Source organism: Rothia sp. CCM 9416 (genome assembly GCF_048513535.1).
In the GTDB taxonomy this organism is placed as follows: Bacteria; Actinomycetota; Actinomycetes; order Actinomycetales; family Micrococcaceae; genus Rothia.
The window spans coordinates 1-16,145 of record NZ_JBLXXR010000031.1 but is presented as its reverse complement, the minus strand read 5'-3'; the positions used below and the strand labels follow the sequence as shown (position 1 = coordinate 16,145).

The 16,145-nt window shown below is 53.8% G+C and carries 14 protein-coding genes; 9 read left to right on the top strand and 5 right to left on the bottom strand.

What is annotated here, in order from left to right; genetic code table 11:
- Positions 1–127: 127 nt before the first annotated feature.
- The 3 genes from ACN080_RS09935 to ald all read left to right on the top strand — a co-directional run bounded on the left by ACN080_RS09935 (position 128) and on the right by ald (position 3,194).
- Entirely contained in the window at positions 128–1,333 is a 1,206-nt protein-coding gene (locus ACN080_RS09935; protein ID WP_419113692.1) for a Fic family protein, read from the top strand.
- A gap of 216 nt (positions 1,334–1,549) precedes the next feature.
- A complete protein-coding gene (locus tag ACN080_RS09930; RefSeq protein WP_419098989.1) occupies positions 1,550–1,975 on the top strand; it encodes a DUF3151 domain-containing protein in 426 nt (141 codons plus the stop codon).
- A gap of 133 nt (positions 1,976–2,108) precedes the next feature.
- On the top strand, positions 2,109–3,194 hold the full coding sequence (ald, locus tag ACN080_RS09925; protein ID WP_419104145.1) for an alanine dehydrogenase: 1,086 nt from the start codon (positions 2,109–2,111) through the stop codon (positions 3,192–3,194).
- 101 nt (positions 3,195–3,295) lie between these two features.
- On the opposite strand, the gene ACN080_RS09920 is transcribed toward ald, so the two are convergent.
- The 3 genes from ACN080_RS09920 to ACN080_RS09910 form a co-directional block, all read right to left on the bottom strand.
- Positions 3,296–3,694, bottom strand: coding sequence for a hypothetical protein (locus tag ACN080_RS09920; RefSeq protein WP_419110957.1), 399 nt, complete (start codon positions 3,692–3,694; stop codon positions 3,296–3,298).
- Between the two features lie 417 nt (positions 3,695–4,111).
- Positions 4,112–4,762 carry a hypothetical protein gene (locus ACN080_RS09915; protein WP_419098992.1) on the bottom strand — a complete coding sequence of 217 codons (651 nt, stop codon included), beginning with the start codon at positions 4,760–4,762 and terminating at the stop codon, positions 4,112–4,114.
- Between the two features lie 331 nt (positions 4,763–5,093).
- Entirely contained in the window at positions 5,094–5,783 is a 690-nt protein-coding gene (locus ACN080_RS09910) for a DUF6318 family protein (RefSeq protein ID WP_419113691.1), read from the bottom strand.
- Positions 5,784–6,007: 224 nt separating this feature from the next.
- Between ACN080_RS09910 and ACN080_RS09905 the strand changes: the two genes are divergently transcribed.
- Both ACN080_RS09905 and pheA read left to right on the top strand, forming a co-directional pair.
- Positions 6,008–9,226: a DUF3427 domain-containing protein gene (locus tag ACN080_RS09905; protein ID WP_419098994.1), complete on the top strand. Its 3,219-nt coding sequence runs from the start codon at positions 6,008–6,010 to the stop codon at positions 9,224–9,226.
- 144 nt (positions 9,227–9,370) lie between these two features.
- On the top strand, positions 9,371–10,324 hold the full coding sequence (pheA, locus tag ACN080_RS09900) for a prephenate dehydratase (RefSeq protein ID WP_419104148.1): 954 nt from the start codon (positions 9,371–9,373) through the stop codon (positions 10,322–10,324).
- On the opposite strand, the gene ACN080_RS09895 is transcribed toward pheA, so the two are convergent.
- Positions 10,321–11,481 carry a diacylglycerol/lipid kinase family protein gene (locus ACN080_RS09895; RefSeq protein WP_419104149.1) on the bottom strand — a complete coding sequence of 387 codons (1,161 nt, stop codon included), beginning with the start codon at positions 11,479–11,481 and terminating at the stop codon, positions 10,321–10,323. The genes pheA and ACN080_RS09895 overlap by 4 nt on opposite strands.
- A 145-nt stretch (positions 11,482–11,626) precedes the next feature.
- Between ACN080_RS09895 and serS the strand changes: the two genes are divergently transcribed.
- From serS to ACN080_RS09875, 4 genes are all read left to right on the top strand, one after another.
- Positions 11,627–12,928, top strand: a complete 1,302-nt coding sequence (serS, locus tag ACN080_RS09890; RefSeq protein WP_419104150.1) for a serine--tRNA ligase — start codon at positions 11,627–11,629, stop codon at positions 12,926–12,928.
- 211 nt (positions 12,929–13,139) lie between these two features.
- Complete coding sequence (locus ACN080_RS09885) at positions 13,140–14,096, top strand: metal ABC transporter substrate-binding protein (RefSeq protein ID WP_419113690.1); 957 nt, start codon at positions 13,140–13,142, stop codon at positions 14,094–14,096.
- Between the two features lie 8 nt (positions 14,097–14,104).
- The gene (locus ACN080_RS09880) at positions 14,105–14,854 is read left to right on the top strand and encodes a metal ABC transporter ATP-binding protein (protein ID WP_419098999.1); all 750 of its coding nucleotides are present in this window, start codon (positions 14,105–14,107) and stop codon (positions 14,852–14,854) included.
- On the top strand, positions 14,850–15,710 hold the full coding sequence (locus ACN080_RS09875) for a metal ABC transporter permease (protein WP_419099439.1): 861 nt from the start codon (positions 14,850–14,852) through the stop codon (positions 15,708–15,710). The genes ACN080_RS09880 and ACN080_RS09875 overlap by 5 nt, the downstream gene beginning before the upstream one ends.
- Here ACN080_RS09875 and ACN080_RS09870 read toward each other — a convergent pair.
- A partial coding sequence (locus tag ACN080_RS09870) for a metal-dependent transcriptional regulator (RefSeq protein ID WP_419113689.1) occupies positions 15,707–16,145 on the bottom strand: 439 nt, incomplete at its 5' end. The two genes, ACN080_RS09875 and ACN080_RS09870, sit on opposite strands and share 4 nt — an antisense overlap.

Here is a 16,145-nt window from a genome sequence, read left to right as displayed (position 1 = left end):
TTACGTTTTAGCTGTGTGCCCCGGCGACCCTTAAACGTAAAAAGCGGCGTTTTTACGTTTAAGAGTTAGCTAAGGTAGGTGCTAAAACGTAAAAAGATCGGTTTTTAAGAGGTAGGAGGTAAACCAGATGAAGAAGTATAAGTCCCTTAAATCTGTCTTCCACCAAGATGACCGTTCTACAGCAGAGCAGGAAGCTCAGCGCAGGCGAAGCAATGGGTTCGAGACCAACTTTGAGATGAACGGGAACAAACTGTTCTACGCTGTGACCCCTCAGCTCTTACTCTTGCAAGAGCAAGTCTTGCTGAATGAACGCACTTTAGAAGTACTTGCGGCGGATATCCCCCTAGCTGCCCGGCGTAGCTATCTTTATGAGCTTATTACCCAGGAGATTACTGCAAGCCATGAGATTGAGGGGGTTCGCTCCACCCGGCACGAGATCCAGCAGGCTCTTGAAGCGGAGCCGCGTGAGAATAGGAAATTCCGGCAAACTGCTAGGCTCTATCTGGAACTTTCAGACGGCCAGGTCAAAGCTCCTACAACTTTAGATGAGATTCGGGAGATTTATGACCGCCTATTTGGTGCTGAGATTGTGACAGAAGACAGGCCTGATGGGGACCTGTTTAGGCTAAATCCGGTATATGTCTATGACGGCGCAGATAAAGGTATTCATGCCGGGTCTGCCACCGAAGAGGACATAAATAAACAGCTCCAAGCCATGCTGGATCACCTTGCAGATGATGAAGCGCCTTCTCTCCTGTCGCGGGTGGTCTCGCACTTCATGTTTGAGGCTGTACACCCTTTCTACGACGGCAACGGCAGATTGGGTAGGTTCCTACTGAGCGTTCAGCTCCAGGAAGTTTTTTCTGCTTATACCGTGCTGACGCTCTCTTACCTCATCAACCAGAGGAGAGCCGAATACTATAAGGCCTTTACGGAGGTGGAAGAGCCGCTCAACATGGCTGACGCCACTTCTTTTGTCCAGACTATGCTCGGTTTTATCCGGGATGCCCAACAGAGGCTTATTGACGATTTTGTAGACAAAAAGTATCTCATGGAGGGCCTTAAATTTCATGTACACCATTTGTCGCAGTCTGCTGAGCTACCGCAGGATACCGTTTCTACGCTCTTTATTCTTGGCCAAGTTCACCTCTTTGGTGGTGAACGAGGGCTGGATTGGGATACTTTGAGCGAGGTAATAGGTAAGTCAAGGAGCACCACCCGAAAGTACATCACAGAGTTAGAGGAGCAGGGGCTTGCCCAGCGAGTTTCATCCCGGCCTCTACGTATTAGGCTGAGCGAGAAGGGTCTTGCGCTTCTGTTCCCGGAACAATGACCTTGTAATTCTAAGGTGCCGGCCACCCCTGCATAGGGGCGGTAGCTTGCAGGCTGTTAAGCGTCGGCTTTCCCGGTGTGAACAGCCGGTTAAAGCGGGCTTGGGCAGAGTTCCTCTTCCCTGCGACTGTTGATCTGCCTCGCGCTAGCTGCTGTACTCTTAGGGCCTGCGAGTAGACTGTTGTGTAATTACAACTTTTCACAAAAGGAGCACCGCATGTCCCTTGCCGGTAAGAACCTACTAGATGGCCCTGCCCCCACTTACCTGCCGGAGAACCCGGATCTGGATGCCCGCATCGCAGCTGGTGATACGCCGCAAGAGCTGGCCCAGGCCTTCCCTAAGTCCTCACTGGCATGGGCTCTACTGGCTGAGGAAGCGCTCGCGGCTGGCCGTACCGTGGAGGCTTACGCTTACGCCCGTGTAGGCTACCACCGCGGGCTTGATGCCCTCCGAGGTAATGGTTGGCGCGGCCACGGCCCCATCCCTGTGGCCCACCAACCTAACCGGGGCTTCCTTCTGGCGCTACTGCTGCTGGGGCAAACTGCCGCTGTGATAGGTGAGACCGATGAGGCTGAGCGTATTGATACTTTCCTCAAGGATTCAGACCCTCAGGCGGTGACTGTGCTCACAGGTCAGGGGTAGAGTCTGGTCTTGATGAGCACAGAGGCCCTTCATAGTGAGTTATAAAGGTGAGGTGGCTTGTGGGTGCCAAAGGAAAAGGCGTAGGCTGAAACCAGCTTTTTTCAACGACGAAAATGAATGGAAGACACCTCTCATGCGCATTGGCGTACCCCGCGAAATCAAGCCCCAGGAACAGCGCGTTGGGCTGACCCCTGACGGCGTTCTTGCTCTCACCCAAGCAGGCCATCAGATTTTTATTGAGAAGGACGCTGGTCTGGGTGCTGGCTTCTCCAACGACGAGTACGAGCGGGTCGGCGCCCAGCTGGTCAGCCAGGACCAAGCCTGGTCACAGGCTGAACTCCTGGTCAAGGTCAAGGAACCCATCGAAGCCGAGTACAAGTATCTGCGTGAAGACCTGACCCTCTTCACCTACCTGCACTTGGCAGCAGACAAGCCCCTGACTGAGGCTCTGCTGACCGCTAAGACTCGCGGTATTGCCTACGAGACCGTTCGTAGCGGGCGTGCCCTGCCCTTGCTACTGCCCATGAGCGAAGTTGCTGGCCGCCTGGCCGCCCAGGCTGCCGCCCAGTACACTATGGGAACCGAAGGCGGGCAGGGTTTGCTCCTGGGCGGTGTGCCGGGTGTAGCGCCTGCACGGGTGGTTGTACTCGGTGGCGGTAACGTGGGTACCCAAGCCGCTAAGCTCTCGGTTGGCCTCGGTGCAGAGGTTACCATTCTGGAAGGCTACGGCCCTCGTGTCCGCGAGCTAGCTGACCTCTTCGGTTCAACAGCCCGCGTCTTGCACTCAACCCCCGCCAATATTGAGCGTGAAATTGCCGGTGCGGATGTCATTATCGGCTCTATTCTGGTACCTGGCGCTAAGGCCCCTAAGGTGGTTCGTCGTGAGCACCTTGAAACCCTCAAGCCTGGTGCCCTGCTCATTGATGTAGCTATTGATCAGGGCGGTTGCTTTGAGACGTCCCGCCCCACCACTTACGCTGATCCTATCTTTGAGGTCGAGGGTATCCGCCACTACTGCGTTGCTAATATGCCTGGCGCTGTGCCCCGTACCTCTACTATTGCGCTAACCGACGCTACTCTGCCTTACGTGCTGAAACTGGCGGAAGGTGTTGACGCTGCGCTGGCGCAGAACCCTGACCTGGCGCTTGGCCTGAACACCGATGCCGGCAGGATTAGTTGCCCTGCGGTCGCTGAAGCCTTCCCGGACCTGGCAGGCTAGACCTAGTTCTAGGGCCTGCCGATAGAAGCCCCTGCTATCTCTCTGTTTGAGCGAGGTAGCGGGGGCTTTATCTGGTTTTGACGATTCGGGGGCTTTAGCGGTTAGCCAGCTTTTGGTCCCTGGGGGAGGACCGGCATGAGCTTACGGAAAATACGGTAGAGGGCAAAAGTCGCAACTGCTTGAGACAGGAAGATGCTGGCGATGAGTGTAGATGAATCATCGAGAGGCAGGAGTCTAGTAACTGCGTAACTGATGAAGATACTTCCCATAATTGCAAGCAGAACGATGCCCGCACTGTACCAGGCCAATCTACCCCTGGTAGGGGGATTCATGGTGCGAACTCCTAGTAAGCCAATGACAACCGACAGGGCCCCAATCCAGGTATTCTCCGAAAAGTCTAACCATACGAGAACGCTTAATCCCAGTGCGGCAAGAAGAGAGGGGCGTGGGGATGCTCCGAACATAATCCGGGTTTTGTGGGTGGGAGTTTCTGCCGTCATCACTTGTCCTCTCGTGCAAGGTGGTAGCCGGGGGTAAGGGCTTTGCTAGTCGCGGCTACCTGCTTTGGTGCCTTTCCATCAGTATAGTGATGTGCGACATATTAAGAAAGGTGGGGGTTGTTGCTTGGGGCCAAAGAAAGGGCCGCAACCTGTTGGTTGCGGCCCTTTCCCCATACACACACATTTCTCATGAACCGCCCCTTGCGGGGCGACGCCTCAGAGGTTCACACACGTTCTCTGAAAAGGTGACTCATCGTCACGGCGAGATTATTAGTCTCTTGAAGGTTGCGGGGTTTTCTCTCCTCGTCCTTGTGTTTTAACTATGGCACCCTAACCTAGGTGGGGAGTACAGGAAGCCTGTGTGTAAGCTAGGAAAAGTTTTGGGGTGAAGTATTTTGGGTGGTGGCGGCCACTGATTTAGGTGCCGGGGCAACCCCAGGCTTGTGGGTTCTGCTCGCAATCATCTGCGACAAGACCCGCTTTGACCCGCCATACGCGGACGAGCTGGGGGTCAGTGGAGCGTTCGACGGTCCCATCGATAACCTGCCAGGGTCCACCGTTGACGGAGTATTCACCGCGGTAGCTGGTGGTAATGGTGAACTGGTAGTCCCCGGGCTCTGTGTATTTGTGGGAGGTGTCTGTGGGCTGATCCCAGATATCTTCACCTAGCTGGTAGCCGGGGTAGTTGATTGGCCCTAGAGTTGTGCCGTCACCGTAATGGAAGGTGTATGAAACGGGGGTAGCTCGCAGGGAGACTTCTTGCCCGGCAATGGTGCGGGTAAATTCTTGGGGGTTAGGGTCAGCCCAGAAGTTGGTGTTGTAGTTTTTGAGGGTGTGCGGTGCTCGTTCTTGGTGAGCTTGTGCGGGGGCGACCGGGAAGGTGTTGAAATCTTCTACGCTCAGGATAACTTGTGTGGCACGTAGGACGGTTTGTCCGTCTACTTCTGTGGCTTCTAAACCTGCTGCTTCAAGGTCTTCTGGCGTGAGGGGGACACAACCTCTGAGTCCGCTAGGGGTGTTGTAGGGCGTATCTGCCCCATCGCCCCAATCGGGAGGAACCAATGCCATGATGCCAATTTGATCTCCCTCGGTCAAGCAATAACTCCCACTCTGAGGGCCACCATTTACTAGAAGCCGCGCACGTCTGTCATTCGGGTCCTTACGCTCCCGGAAGTGAAGGATCTGAACCGCTGAGCCGATATCTGAGGTTGATGGTTCGACAGGATTTGGGGGCGGCATCTTATTGCTAACGCCTCCAGAAAACCCATTGATAAATTTTTCTTCTTTATTTTTTATATGTACTCCAAATTCGTTATTCGATGAGTTACCGCTATCTTCTGCGGAAGCCGGCACCCAGGATGATAAAAATAAAATAATGATTAATGAAATCTGGAATTTTTTAGCCATTCTGCGACTCCAGAATATCTGCAGTCACCACAGTCCAGTGATTATTTTTAAACTTAACCTTTAGTTCAATTCCATTATAAATATAATCCGAGTTATCAAATACTTGAGCTTTTCCATCTGACCAAAGAACCAGGTTTTCTACGTCAAAATTACAACCTATTGAGTAGGCTCCATTCCCATCTGAAGTAAGAAGGTCCTTGTTATAGTGGATTTGCCTAGTTCCGCCTATTACCCATCCACCTGAGTTATAGATTTCATTAAGTGATTCATAAAATTCTAATTCTTGTGTATAGGATTCATCTACGAGCTTGGTAATCTCTGTGACGTCCCCGGTTTGCATAGCGTAGTTGCGCAAATCATTCCAGTAATTAATGAATAGTTCCATGCCTTCCGTTGTCTCAACATTCATACCTTCGGGTTTAACCGGTTTGGGGACATTTTGGGCCGGACCGAACTCGTCTGCCGGGCGGTACTCACCGTCGGGGGCCTTGGATCCACCGGAGTAGTGCTCAGTTTCTTGAGCTGTTGCGCTAGCACTCACGCTACTGCTAGCACCGCTTGCACTACTGGCTGAGCTGCTATCTGAGGGCTCTGGGATTGAACCAGTCTTTTGTTCACCGCAACCTGTGAGGACCAGGAGGGCAAGAGCGGTCAAGGTCAGGGTTCGTTGTGCGGTGCGCATTGAGTCCTCCCGGTACATATTTGTGACTAGGGTGTATGTGTTCGTTTATAGTGCTGGACACCTGACTTGGCAAGGACCTGGGGCGATTAGACCGTTTTTGACAGCAGATTACGCCCAATGTAGCTGGTCTATCCACAGATCTGACATAAAACTAGGGCCCCTAGCTGAGGGCTATAGCAGTAGCCGCGTAACGGCTCAGAGCATGGCTGAAGTATGCTGCATATATGAGTAATAAACAGGTTCTCCCCATCGGTCTGTACGAAACTCTTAAGACTCGTCGGATGCTCTCCCAAGCTCTCCCCATCGAGTCTGAATGGATCGAGTCAGAGATCCCTGCCGATGACTCTGAGCATGTTTCTTCGTTAGCGCGTTATCTTGCACAACAAGTTGTTGCGAAACTTGAACAAACCGAGGCCCACGAGCGCATTATGCTCATCAACTCTCTCCTTAACCATTTGGAAGAAGAGCAGGCTGAATCTGACGAAGTCCTAACGCTAGAGAGCCAGAAAAAAGTGGGTTCTCTAGTTCAGCTCACCGAACTCAAACCCCTGCACCAAGAAAAGCCTCTAAGCCGTCCCAATACTCCGCTGAGCAATGTTGCACTGTTGACGAACAACCCGAAAGAGCCTCAGCTAGGCGACGAACTTAAGAGAGAGCTAGAGAGCGCCGATCGTGTTGATCTGCTGTGTTCCTTCCTCAAATTAACTGGTGTTAACGTTCTTGCACCGCAACTTAACATCCTAAAAAAGCGGGGTATCCCCTTCCGCGTCATTACTACAACCTACATGGGAGCTAGTGACCGTAAAGCCGTCGACAAGCTGGTGAAAGAATACGGGGCACAGGTCAAGATTAGCTACGAGAAAAATTCAACTCGATTACATGCGAAAGCCTGGCTCTTTCACCGTAATACGGGCTTCTCAACAGGATATGTAGGCAGTTCAAATCTTTCACATGCTGCACTCACCGATGGCCTTGAATGGAACGTCAGAATATCCAATATTGTTACCCCCGGCATTCTCCGGCAATTCAATGCGGCTTTTGAAAGCTATTGGGAATCCCACCAGTTTGAAAGCTACACAGGGTCAGATGAAGACCGCAAAAAGCTTGATAAGTCGCTAGAACAAGCAAAAATAGGTACAGGCGCATCAGCGCGCCCGAACCTTGGGATTAACTTTTCATACGTTGATGTTCACCCCTACCCGCATCAAGCCATTATGCTTGATGAGCTTCAAGCGGAGAGGCAAAAAGGCCACCACCGGAACCTTGCCGTAGCTGCTACAGGTACAGGTAAAACGATCTTCTCAGCTCTTGACTACAAGAGGTTGTGCGAAGACGCTGGCCGCCGCCTGCGCCTTCTTTTTATCGCTCACCAGTCTGAGATTCTGAACCAGTCACAGAGTGCTTTTGCCACGGTCATGCGTGATGCTAACTTTGGTGAGCAATACTTCGGAGGTATGGTCCCCGAATATAATGACCAGGTCTTTGCAACGATTCAGACCCTTGCAGGCACTGGTAGCGAACGATTTAAACCAGACCACTTTGACGTAGTTATCGTTGATGAATTCCACCACGCCTCGGCCCCTACCTATCAAAAAATTCTTAATTATTTCCAGCCTCAAGAGCTATTAGGTCTTACTGCCACCCCTGAACGAACAGATGGCAAGAACGTTGCTGCTGAATACTTTGATGGGCGCCTTGCTACCCAGCTTCGTCTTTGGGACGCACTTGAAGCCGACCTGCTGGTTCCTTTTCACTACTACGGCATTAACGACGCAACAGACCTTAGTAGCCTCACCTTTGAGCGAGGAAGTTATCGGGACAGTGAATTGTCACGGTATTACCTCGAGAATAAGCGGCGGGTAAGCCTTATCCTGCAGCAGATTGATGAAAAAATTGCTAACCCTGGAAGTATGCGAGCCATTGGCTTTTGCGTAGATAGAGAACATGCTCGGTATATGGCCGAGGAGTTTAATAAAGCCCACTTACCGGCTACGTATCTCCTTGGCAATGATAGCGCAGACCGGCGCCGCGAGGTTATCGCGCAGCTTAAAGACCCTGAACATGAGCTGACTACAGTTTTCACAGTGAACCTGTTCAACGAAGGTGTAGATATTCCTGAAGTGGACACGCTGTTGATGCTTCGCCCTACTCAGTCACCGACTCTTTTTCAACAGCAACTTGGCCGTGGTCTACGCAGGTCCCCCGATAAGGCAGTCTTGGTTGTACTTGATTTCGTGGGTAACCAAGCCAAAGGGTTTAGGTTTGACCTTAAGATGCGTTCCCTAACTCGTACTGGTGTAGTTACACCCGGCGAGGTCGAAAACCCACATCTTCCACCGGGCTGCAGCATCCAGCTCGATAAGAAAACTCAAGAACAGGTGCTAAAAAGCATCAAAGATGCTCTTAACCCCAAAATCGAAGTTCTGGCCGATAACCTCAAGGTATTTGTTGAAGAACAGAAGAAAAAGAACTTTGAAGTTATCGTCACGGATCTGTTGGAACCCTACCTCGAACAGTACGGTCTTGAACTTGCTCATATCTATGGGCGGAAGACAAAGAACGGTAAAGGTTTAACATTTACCTTCCTGTTGGACCAGGCAGGGCAAATTCCCAGAATCCCAGAACTTTATGAAAAGGGATCAGTCGTTGAGCATCTTTCCAATCGGATTAAGTCCTTGGCTAATGTTAATGACGAAGAGCGAGCCTCTGTTTATCAACGGCTTTTGACAACTGATGTGTTGGAAAAGGACCTTAGCCTACGGGAGAAACGTTTTGCCTGGATGCTCCTTTTTTCCTTCTGGCCTAATGGAAAGATAGGAAAGGAAGAAAAGAAATTTACCCTAGACCAAGGGCTGGGTGAGCTCCGCCAGCACCCTTATTTCATTCAGGAGCTCCTACAGATCTGGGCCTACCGTCTGGGGACGGATAGGCATGCACCCCAAAAATCACTGACTATTTCACAAGATATTCCGCTGAGCACACACGCCTATTACTCACGTGAAGAGATTTTTGCTGCAATAGGCCTTCACGAGAACGAAAAGAGGTCCGTTCCCGCGGGCGCAGTGCAGGGTGTCTACGAGTCACAGGCAACGAATACCATCGCTTTGTTGGTCAACCTCAGTAAGTCTGAGAAACATTTCACTCCCGAAACCATGTACAAAGATTATGCGGTGACTGAAAGAGAATTCGCATGGGACTCCCAGAATTCAACTGACCCAGAGAGTCGCCTCGGGCAGATTTACCAGCATCACGGTGAGCTGGGGCGGGCGCCCTTACTTTTTATACGCTATACCAAAGAAGACGGGATTGGCACTGCTCCCTATATATTCGCAGGTCCGGTGACCTACCTGTCCCATAGCGGTTCAAAGCCGATGCATATTAAGTGGGAGCTTGAGCGTCCTATACCGGCAGACCTTTTTGCCCTGGCTCGGTCTACAGCATAACTGGGGCCCGTCATTTGCGGGTGGGCAGGTCTTTTATGGGTGTTGCAGGCGCTATGAGCAAAACATGCCCCGGTATTGGCTGTTTCCCAGGTGACTCCTCAGTAAAAACGGAGGCCCTAGCCCTTGCCCACTAGACTAGGGTTCATGCGTTATACCTTTTTGGGTCCGGTGGGTACCTTTACTGAAGCTGCTTTGTTGACCGTTCCGGGTGCCCGGGAGGCTGAGCGTATCCCTGTGTCTTCTGTACCGGCGGCGCTAGATGCCTTACGTTCGGGGCGGGCGGATGCGGCTATGGTGCCCATCGAGAATTCGGTAGAGGGCGGGGTGACTGCCACCCTGGATGCTATCGCCGCCCTGGATGGGTCTTTCCGCATCGTCCGGGAGGTGCTGGTCCCTATTACTTTTGTGCTGGTGGCTGGCCCCGGCACAACCCTGGCTGACGTTCAGACCATCTCAACGCACACTCATGCCTGGGCTCAGGTGCGCAACTGGGTTGCCCAGAATAAGCCGGAAGCGGGCTACCTGCCGGGTTCATCAACAGCGGGCGCGGCCCTTGGGCTACTCCAGCAGAACTGCGGCTACGATGCGGCAATTTGTTCGCCAGCCCTTGCTGAGGCTCACCCGGAGTTGAAGGTGCTGGCCCACAATATTGGGGATAACAAAAGGGCTGTGACCCGCTTCGTCTTGGTGGCCCGTGACGCTGTGACTCCGGAACCTACCGGGGCAGATAAGACAACCCTGGTGATACCGCTCCCGCAGGATCGGCCCGGTGCCCTGCTGGACCTGCTGGAGCAGTTCTCTACCCGGGGGATTAACCTTTCGCGGATTGAGTCGCGGCCCACGGGCGAGTTCTTGGGCGCCTATTTCTTCTCTATTGATATTGACGGGCACCTCTACGATGCGCGGGTACGCGATGCCCTGCGCGGCCTGCACCGGGTAGCACCGGGCGTGCTATTTTTGGGCTCTTACCCCCGTGCGGATCAGCGGGTTGCCAGGGTTGACCCTGTGCACGATGAAAGCTCTTTCGACGCGGCTCGTAGTTGGGTAGAATCCCTCTTCCCTGGGGGCCGCCCGGACTCCCTCAAACACCATATTTAGAGGCCCAGAACCTGCCGCCACCAGCGTTTTTGCTGGGCGGCTAGTTCTTGGCGGGCATCGAGCAAGTCAGTGAGTGAGCGGATCTGCAGGTCCTCGGGGTAGACCTTGATGTTCACGGCTGCGGGGAGCACTTTGGCATTGAGGCTGGTGGTTTCCCCCAGCACGTCCCCGTCCACCTCAACGGGTAGGGGCGCCTGCGGGAAGTCTACCTGGGCCTCGGTGCCCACAAAGTGTTCCACTACGGGGAAGATGGCTTGGCGGGGGTGCACGATGAACTGCCCGGCCATGCGAATCCAGCTCAGGAGCGTTCGGGGTGTGAGCACTATGACTTCCAGCTGGCCGTCTGAGACTTCAGCTGAGGAGGCAAGATTAAGTCCGCCCTGAATTTTACCGGTATTGGCAATAAGGACTGAACGTATTTTGCGGCGGATGGGTTCCGCTCCGTCAACGGTAATGATGGCCGGGCGACGGCGGGTGAACATGTGTCTGATGCTGGCTTCTACATAGGCGAGCCAACCAATTTTAGCTTTGAGGTCTTCACTGGTATCCGTCATGATTTGGGCATCGAACCCCGCTCCACCCATGATAATGAAGTCAACCGGGTCAAGCTGATCCGTGTTGCCAAAGCTCATACGAATCATGTCTACGGCCAAGTTTTCCCCATGCAAGGCAAGGTTAATGCAGGCCCGCAGGTCTGTGATGTCTAACTTGAGGTTGCGGGCTAGCAGGTTGCCGGTGCCCAGAGGAACTACACCCAGAGGAACGCCTGTTCCTGCAAGGGCGGTAGCCACCGCGCGTACCGTACCGTCACCACCAACCGCTAGAACAAGCTCGGCACCCTCTTCTAAGGCTTGTTTGGCCATACCGTGGCCGGGGTCTTCTTCCTGAGTCTCGTAGAAGCGGGCGCCAGGCCAGTCTGCCTGCTCGAGGGCTGCGGTAATAAGTTTCTTGACCGAGTCAGAACGCTCCTTGACGGGGTTGTAGATAACTGCGACCTGCTGGGGTGGCCCCGGCTCAATCATACGGTGCAGGGGTCGGTAGACCGGTAGCACATCGGGCCTTTTGTGCTGGATATGTCGAACAGCAAGAGCGAGACCGCTGGCGGTCAGGGCCGAGGAAATGGCAAGGGCTGTTAGTGTTGCGGAACGGGATAGCATAGAACTAAGCATACTGAAAATATGGCAGGTCAGGTGTCGCCTCTGCCACCCCTGGCTTAGAAGAGGGGCAAAGCTTGGCGGATATCGGTTCTATCAGGTGACCCCCGCCAGCAAAAGGAAGGGTAACTACGGTAGATTTAGAGGCATGATTGACATTAACCTCCTGCGTGAAAACCCCGATGCCTTCCGCGCTTCTCAGCGTGCCCGAGGTGCCGACGAAACCCTCATCGACCAGATCCTTGAAGCGGATACCGCCCGCCGCCAGGCCATCGTAGAGTTCGAAAACCTGCGAGCTGAGCAGAACGTCTTCTCTAAGAAGATTGGTAAGGCTGCCAAGGAAGAAAAGCAGGCCCTGCTCGCAGAAGTTAAGGAGCTTTCGCAGAAGGTCTCCCAGGCTAAGGCGGCTTCGGAGGCCGCTCAGGCCCACCAGGACGCGCTGCTTTCGAGCATGGGGAACCTGATTATTGATGGTATCCCTGCCGGTGGCGAGGACGATTACGTGGTCATCAAGCAGGTGGGGGAGCCGCGCGACTTTAGCGCCGACGGTTTTGAGCCCCGCGACCATCTTGAAATCGGCGAGCTGGTGGATGGCATCGATATGGTTCGCGGTGCCAAGGTATCTGGAGCCCGCTTCTACTTCTTGAAGGGTCACGTTGCCCGCCTTGAGCAGGCCCTGCTGTGGATGGCTCTGGACCAGGCAACCGCTGCCGGGTTTACCATGCTGACCACCCCCACCCTGGTGCGCCCCGAAACCATGAACGGCACCGGCTTCAATGTTGAGCACGACGATGAGATTTACCGTCTTGAACGCGATGATCTCTACCTGGTGGGTACCTCCGAGGTCGCTATTGCGGGCTTCCATGCTGATGAGATTATAGATTTCTCTAAGGGGCCCAAGAAGTACCTGGGCTGGTCGTCTTGCTACCGCCGTGAGGCCGGTTCAGCGGGTAAGGACACCCGGGGTATTATCCGAGTGCATCAGTTCAACAAGGCAGAAATGTTTGTCTACTGCCCCCTTGAGCAGGCGGAGGATATGCACGCGCAGATGCTGGCCTGGGAAGAGGAAATGCTAGCCAAGTGCGAGCTGTCCTACCGGGTGATTGATACCGCCGCAGGGGATCTGGGTTCGTCTGCTGCCCGTAAGTTTGACTGTGAAGCCTGGGTCCCCACCCAGGGTGCTTTCCGGGAACTGACTTCTACTTCTAACTGCACCACCTATCAGGCCCGCCGCCTGAACGTGCGTGAGCGTATGCCCGATACCGTGGATGCCCAGGGCAAGGTCAAGAAGGGTGGGACCCGTCCTGTGGCTACCCTCAACGGTACCTTGGCTACTACCCGCTGGCTGGTCGCCATCCTAGAAACCCACCAGCAGGCTGATGGCTCTGTGCGCATCCCCGAGGCCCTACGCCCCTATATGGGCGGTCTTGAGTTAATACCTGTCAAGTAGGTTTTTGCGTGAAATGTTTTTAGGGCGCCCCCTCCTGTGGAGGGGGCGCCCTGTTGTGTGATGTCCGGGGTGCGGGCGTGTCACCGTTGAAAAGTTCGTCTAGACGAACTTATGCTGTTAGCGGTGAAAGATAAGGCCGGTACAAGCTATGAACAAAGCAGTTCAGCAGCGGAAACCGCCCCAACCCGCCCTCAAGACAAGAAAGATACTGATGACTTCCACAATTCCCGCAGATAAGGCCAAGAGCAGTAGCAGAAGCTGGGGCAGGAGCCTGTTCGCTATGGCCGCAGCTCTCCTCCTGATCTGCCTATCAGCCTGCTCCGCAAAACCAGGGGAGGCCAACTCGGAAAAGCCCTACGTCCTAGCAACCTTCACTGTTATTGCGGATATTGCCCAGAACATCGGGGGTGAGTACGTTCAGGTGGAATCGCTCACTAAGGCTGGCGCTGAAATTCACGGTTATGACCCAACCCCTTCAGATGTGCGTAAAGCTTCAGAAGCCGATCTGATCATTGCTAACGGTCTTCACCTAGAGTCCTGGTTGGATAAATTCCTGCAAGATTCCAAGGCACCGGCCGCTATCTTGACTGAAGGTATCGAGCCAATCAGCATCACCGAGGATGCCGGCGCTGGCTACCCTAACCCTCATGCCTGGATGAGCCCGGTAGCTGCTCAGGTTTATGTGGATAACATCGTCAAGGCCCTGAGTGAGGTCGCCCCTGAACACGCCGATGACTTTGAAAACAACGCTAAGGCTTACAAGGGGCAACTGGAGGAGGTTCACCAGGAACTGGTGGATTCCCTGTCCCAGCTCCCCAGCAATCAGCGCATGCTGGTTACCTGTGAAGGTGCTTTCTCCTACCTGGCAGCCGATGCCGGTTTAACAGAAGCCTACCTCTGGGCAGTTAACTCTGACGGGCAGACTGGTGCTCAGCGTATTGCCCAGATAGTTGAGGAGGTCGCTACTAATAATGTGCCCGCTGTTTTCTGCGAATCAACTGTCTCCGCGCGTTCCATGGAGCAGGTCGCTGCTGAAAGCCATGCTAAATTCGGCGGAACACTCTATGTTGACTCTCTTTCTGAGGAAGGTGGGCCGGTGCCGACCTACCTGGACTTGATCCGTTATGATACCCAGCTCATCGCTGATGCCCTGGGCTCAAAGGACTAGGGCTGGTCATGGTAGAGAACACACAGGATATGTTAGAAATCTCCAATGTCACCGTGCACTACGGGCAGGTAGCTGCCCTGAGTGATGCTTCCTTGAGCCTGGCGGCTGGGCATATTTGTGGGCTGGTAGGCATGAACGGATCGGGTAAGTCCACGCTCTTTAAGTCCATTATGGGTCTGGTACCTGCATCAGGGTCAGTCCGTATTGCTGGGCTGAGCCCCCGCCAGGCCCGCCGCCAGGGCTTGGTCAGTTACGTACCCCAGAGCGAGGACATTGATTTTAGCTTCCCGCTATCGGTTCGGGATATCGTCAGCCAGGGTCGCTATGGGCGCTTGGGGCTGACCCGGCGGCTCAAAAAAGAGGATGTTCAGGCTGTTGATCAGGCTTTGGAGAGAGTAGGGCTTGAGCAGCTTTCCCACCGCCAGATTGGCAACCTTTCCGGCGGGCAGAAAAAACGAGCTTTTGTTGCTCGAGGCTTAGCCCAAGGGGCCCGGATCCTGCTCCTGGATGAGCCTTTTGCCGGTGTCGATAAAAAGAGTGAAGCTATGCTGATTAGTCTCTTCAAAGAACTCCGCGATTCGGGTGCCAGTATTCTTATTTCCACCCATGACCTAGCTAATTTAGCGGATTTAGCGGATAGCGCTGTCTTGTTGCGCAATAGGGTTATCTCACGAGGTAGCCCCCAAGAGGTGCTAGAACCATCGAACCTTATTCGGGCTTTTGGAGTAGACCCCCTTAATCAGGCAGGAGCAAATTAGCATGTACGAACTCATTATCGAGCCTCTGAGCTATGGTTTTATGCAACGGGGGCTACTCGTAACGGTGGTAGCCGCCACGGTCTGTGCCTTGCTGTCCTGCTGGCTAGTGCTGATGGGGCTTTCACTCATGGGTGATGGTATTTCGCATGCGGTTCTACCGGGTGTAGCGATATCCTACATTTTGGGTATCCCCTATGCCATTGGTGCGGTTCTGGCGGCTCTTACTGCTGTGGCTTTAATCGGATCCGTCTCATCTGGGGGGCGGGTTCGTAAAGATGCTGCTATAGGCATCGTCTTTACCACCATGTTTGCCCTCGGGCTGGTCCTACTATCTGCCTTCCCTTCTCAGGTTGATCTGCACTCAGTGCTCTTTGGCAATGTGCTGGGAGTGTCATGGCTAGATCTAGTGCAGGTAGTAGTGCTTGCTGCTCTGGTGATCTCGATTCTTATGATTAAGCGTAAGGATTTGATTCTCTACGCCTTTGACCCTGGTTACACTCACGCTATCGGGCTCAACCCGCGTGCCCTTTCAGCTATTTTGTTGGTGGCCCTGGCAGTGACTTCGGTACTGGCTCTTCAGATCGTGGGAGTTGTTTTGGTGGTGGCTCTACTGGTCATTCCAGGGTCTACTGCCCGCTTACTGACCGATAAATTCAATTCCATGTTCATTATCTCTATCGCGGTATCGGTAAGCGGGGCTCTACTGGGTTTCTTCTGCGGCTACCTATTTGATGTTTCCGTAGGAGGTACCGTAGTCCTAGCTCTAGGAACGATTTTTGGGATCACCTACCTGTTTGCCCCTAGGCACGGAATTCTGGCTCACTGGCGGGCTCGCAAAATGGCAACTGTAGCCTAGCTTGCTGGCAGAGACACGAAGATCGCCTCTGTCTCTGCTGGGCTGAGTCTGAGCGGGAGGCCCTGACCGTTATGAACGGTTAGCTGGCCTCCCGTGTTTGTCTCACGTAAGGTCAGAAGAGTACCGGGAATGACTCCTTGATGGGTGCAGGCCCTGAGAGTCTGAGCGTTAGCGTCGGAGACTCTCTCAACCTTAAGGGTTAAGGGCAGTTCTTGCCTATACTCAGGGGAACCTGCGTAGTGGCTCAGCGGAGCCATCGGTGGGTGGGTCATCTCCCCTGAAGCGGAGGGGATGGGGTCCCCGTGAGGGTCTCGGCTGGGGTGCCCTAAAAATTGATCCAGGCGTTCGATGAGGGTATCTGAGACTGCGTGTTCCAGTACTTCTGCCTCATCGTGAACCTGATCCCAGCTGTAGCCCAGAGTCTCTACCAGAAAA

Excerpts from the sequence above, each read along its gene's own strand:
- ACN080_RS09935 (WP_419113692.1), top strand. The coding sequence starts at position 128 with ATGAAGAAGTATAAGTCCCTTAAATCTGTCTTCCACCAAGATGACCGT.
- ACN080_RS09930 (WP_419098989.1), top strand. The coding sequence starts at position 1,550 with ATGTCCCTTGCCGGTAAGAACCTACTAGATGGCCCTGCCCCCACTTAC.
- ald (WP_419104145.1), top strand. The coding sequence starts at position 2,109 with ATGCGCATTGGCGTACCCCGCGAAATCAAGCCCCAGGAACAGCGCGTT.
- ACN080_RS09920 (WP_419110957.1), bottom strand. The coding sequence starts at position 3,694 with ATGACGGCAGAAACTCCCACCCACAAAACCCGGATTATGTTCGGAGCA.
- ACN080_RS09915 (WP_419098992.1), bottom strand. The coding sequence starts at position 4,762 with ATGGCATTGGTTCCTCCCGATTGGGGCGATGGGGCAGATACGCCCTAC.
- ACN080_RS09910 (WP_419113691.1), bottom strand. The coding sequence starts at position 5,783 with ATGCGCACCGCACAACGAACCCTGACCTTGACCGCTCTTGCCCTCCTG.
- ACN080_RS09905 (WP_419098994.1), top strand. The coding sequence starts at position 6,008 with ATGAGTAATAAACAGGTTCTCCCCATCGGTCTGTACGAAACTCTTAAG.
- pheA (WP_419104148.1), top strand. The coding sequence starts at position 9,371 with ATGCGTTATACCTTTTTGGGTCCGGTGGGTACCTTTACTGAAGCTGCT.
- ACN080_RS09895 (WP_419104149.1), bottom strand. The coding sequence starts at position 11,481 with ATGCTATCCCGTTCCGCAACACTAACAGCCCTTGCCATTTCCTCGGCC.
- serS (WP_419104150.1), top strand. The coding sequence starts at position 11,627 with ATGATTGACATTAACCTCCTGCGTGAAAACCCCGATGCCTTCCGCGCT.
- ACN080_RS09885 (WP_419113690.1), top strand. The coding sequence starts at position 13,140 with ATGACTTCCACAATTCCCGCAGATAAGGCCAAGAGCAGTAGCAGAAGC.
- ACN080_RS09880 (WP_419098999.1), top strand. The coding sequence starts at position 14,105 with ATGGTAGAGAACACACAGGATATGTTAGAAATCTCCAATGTCACCGTG.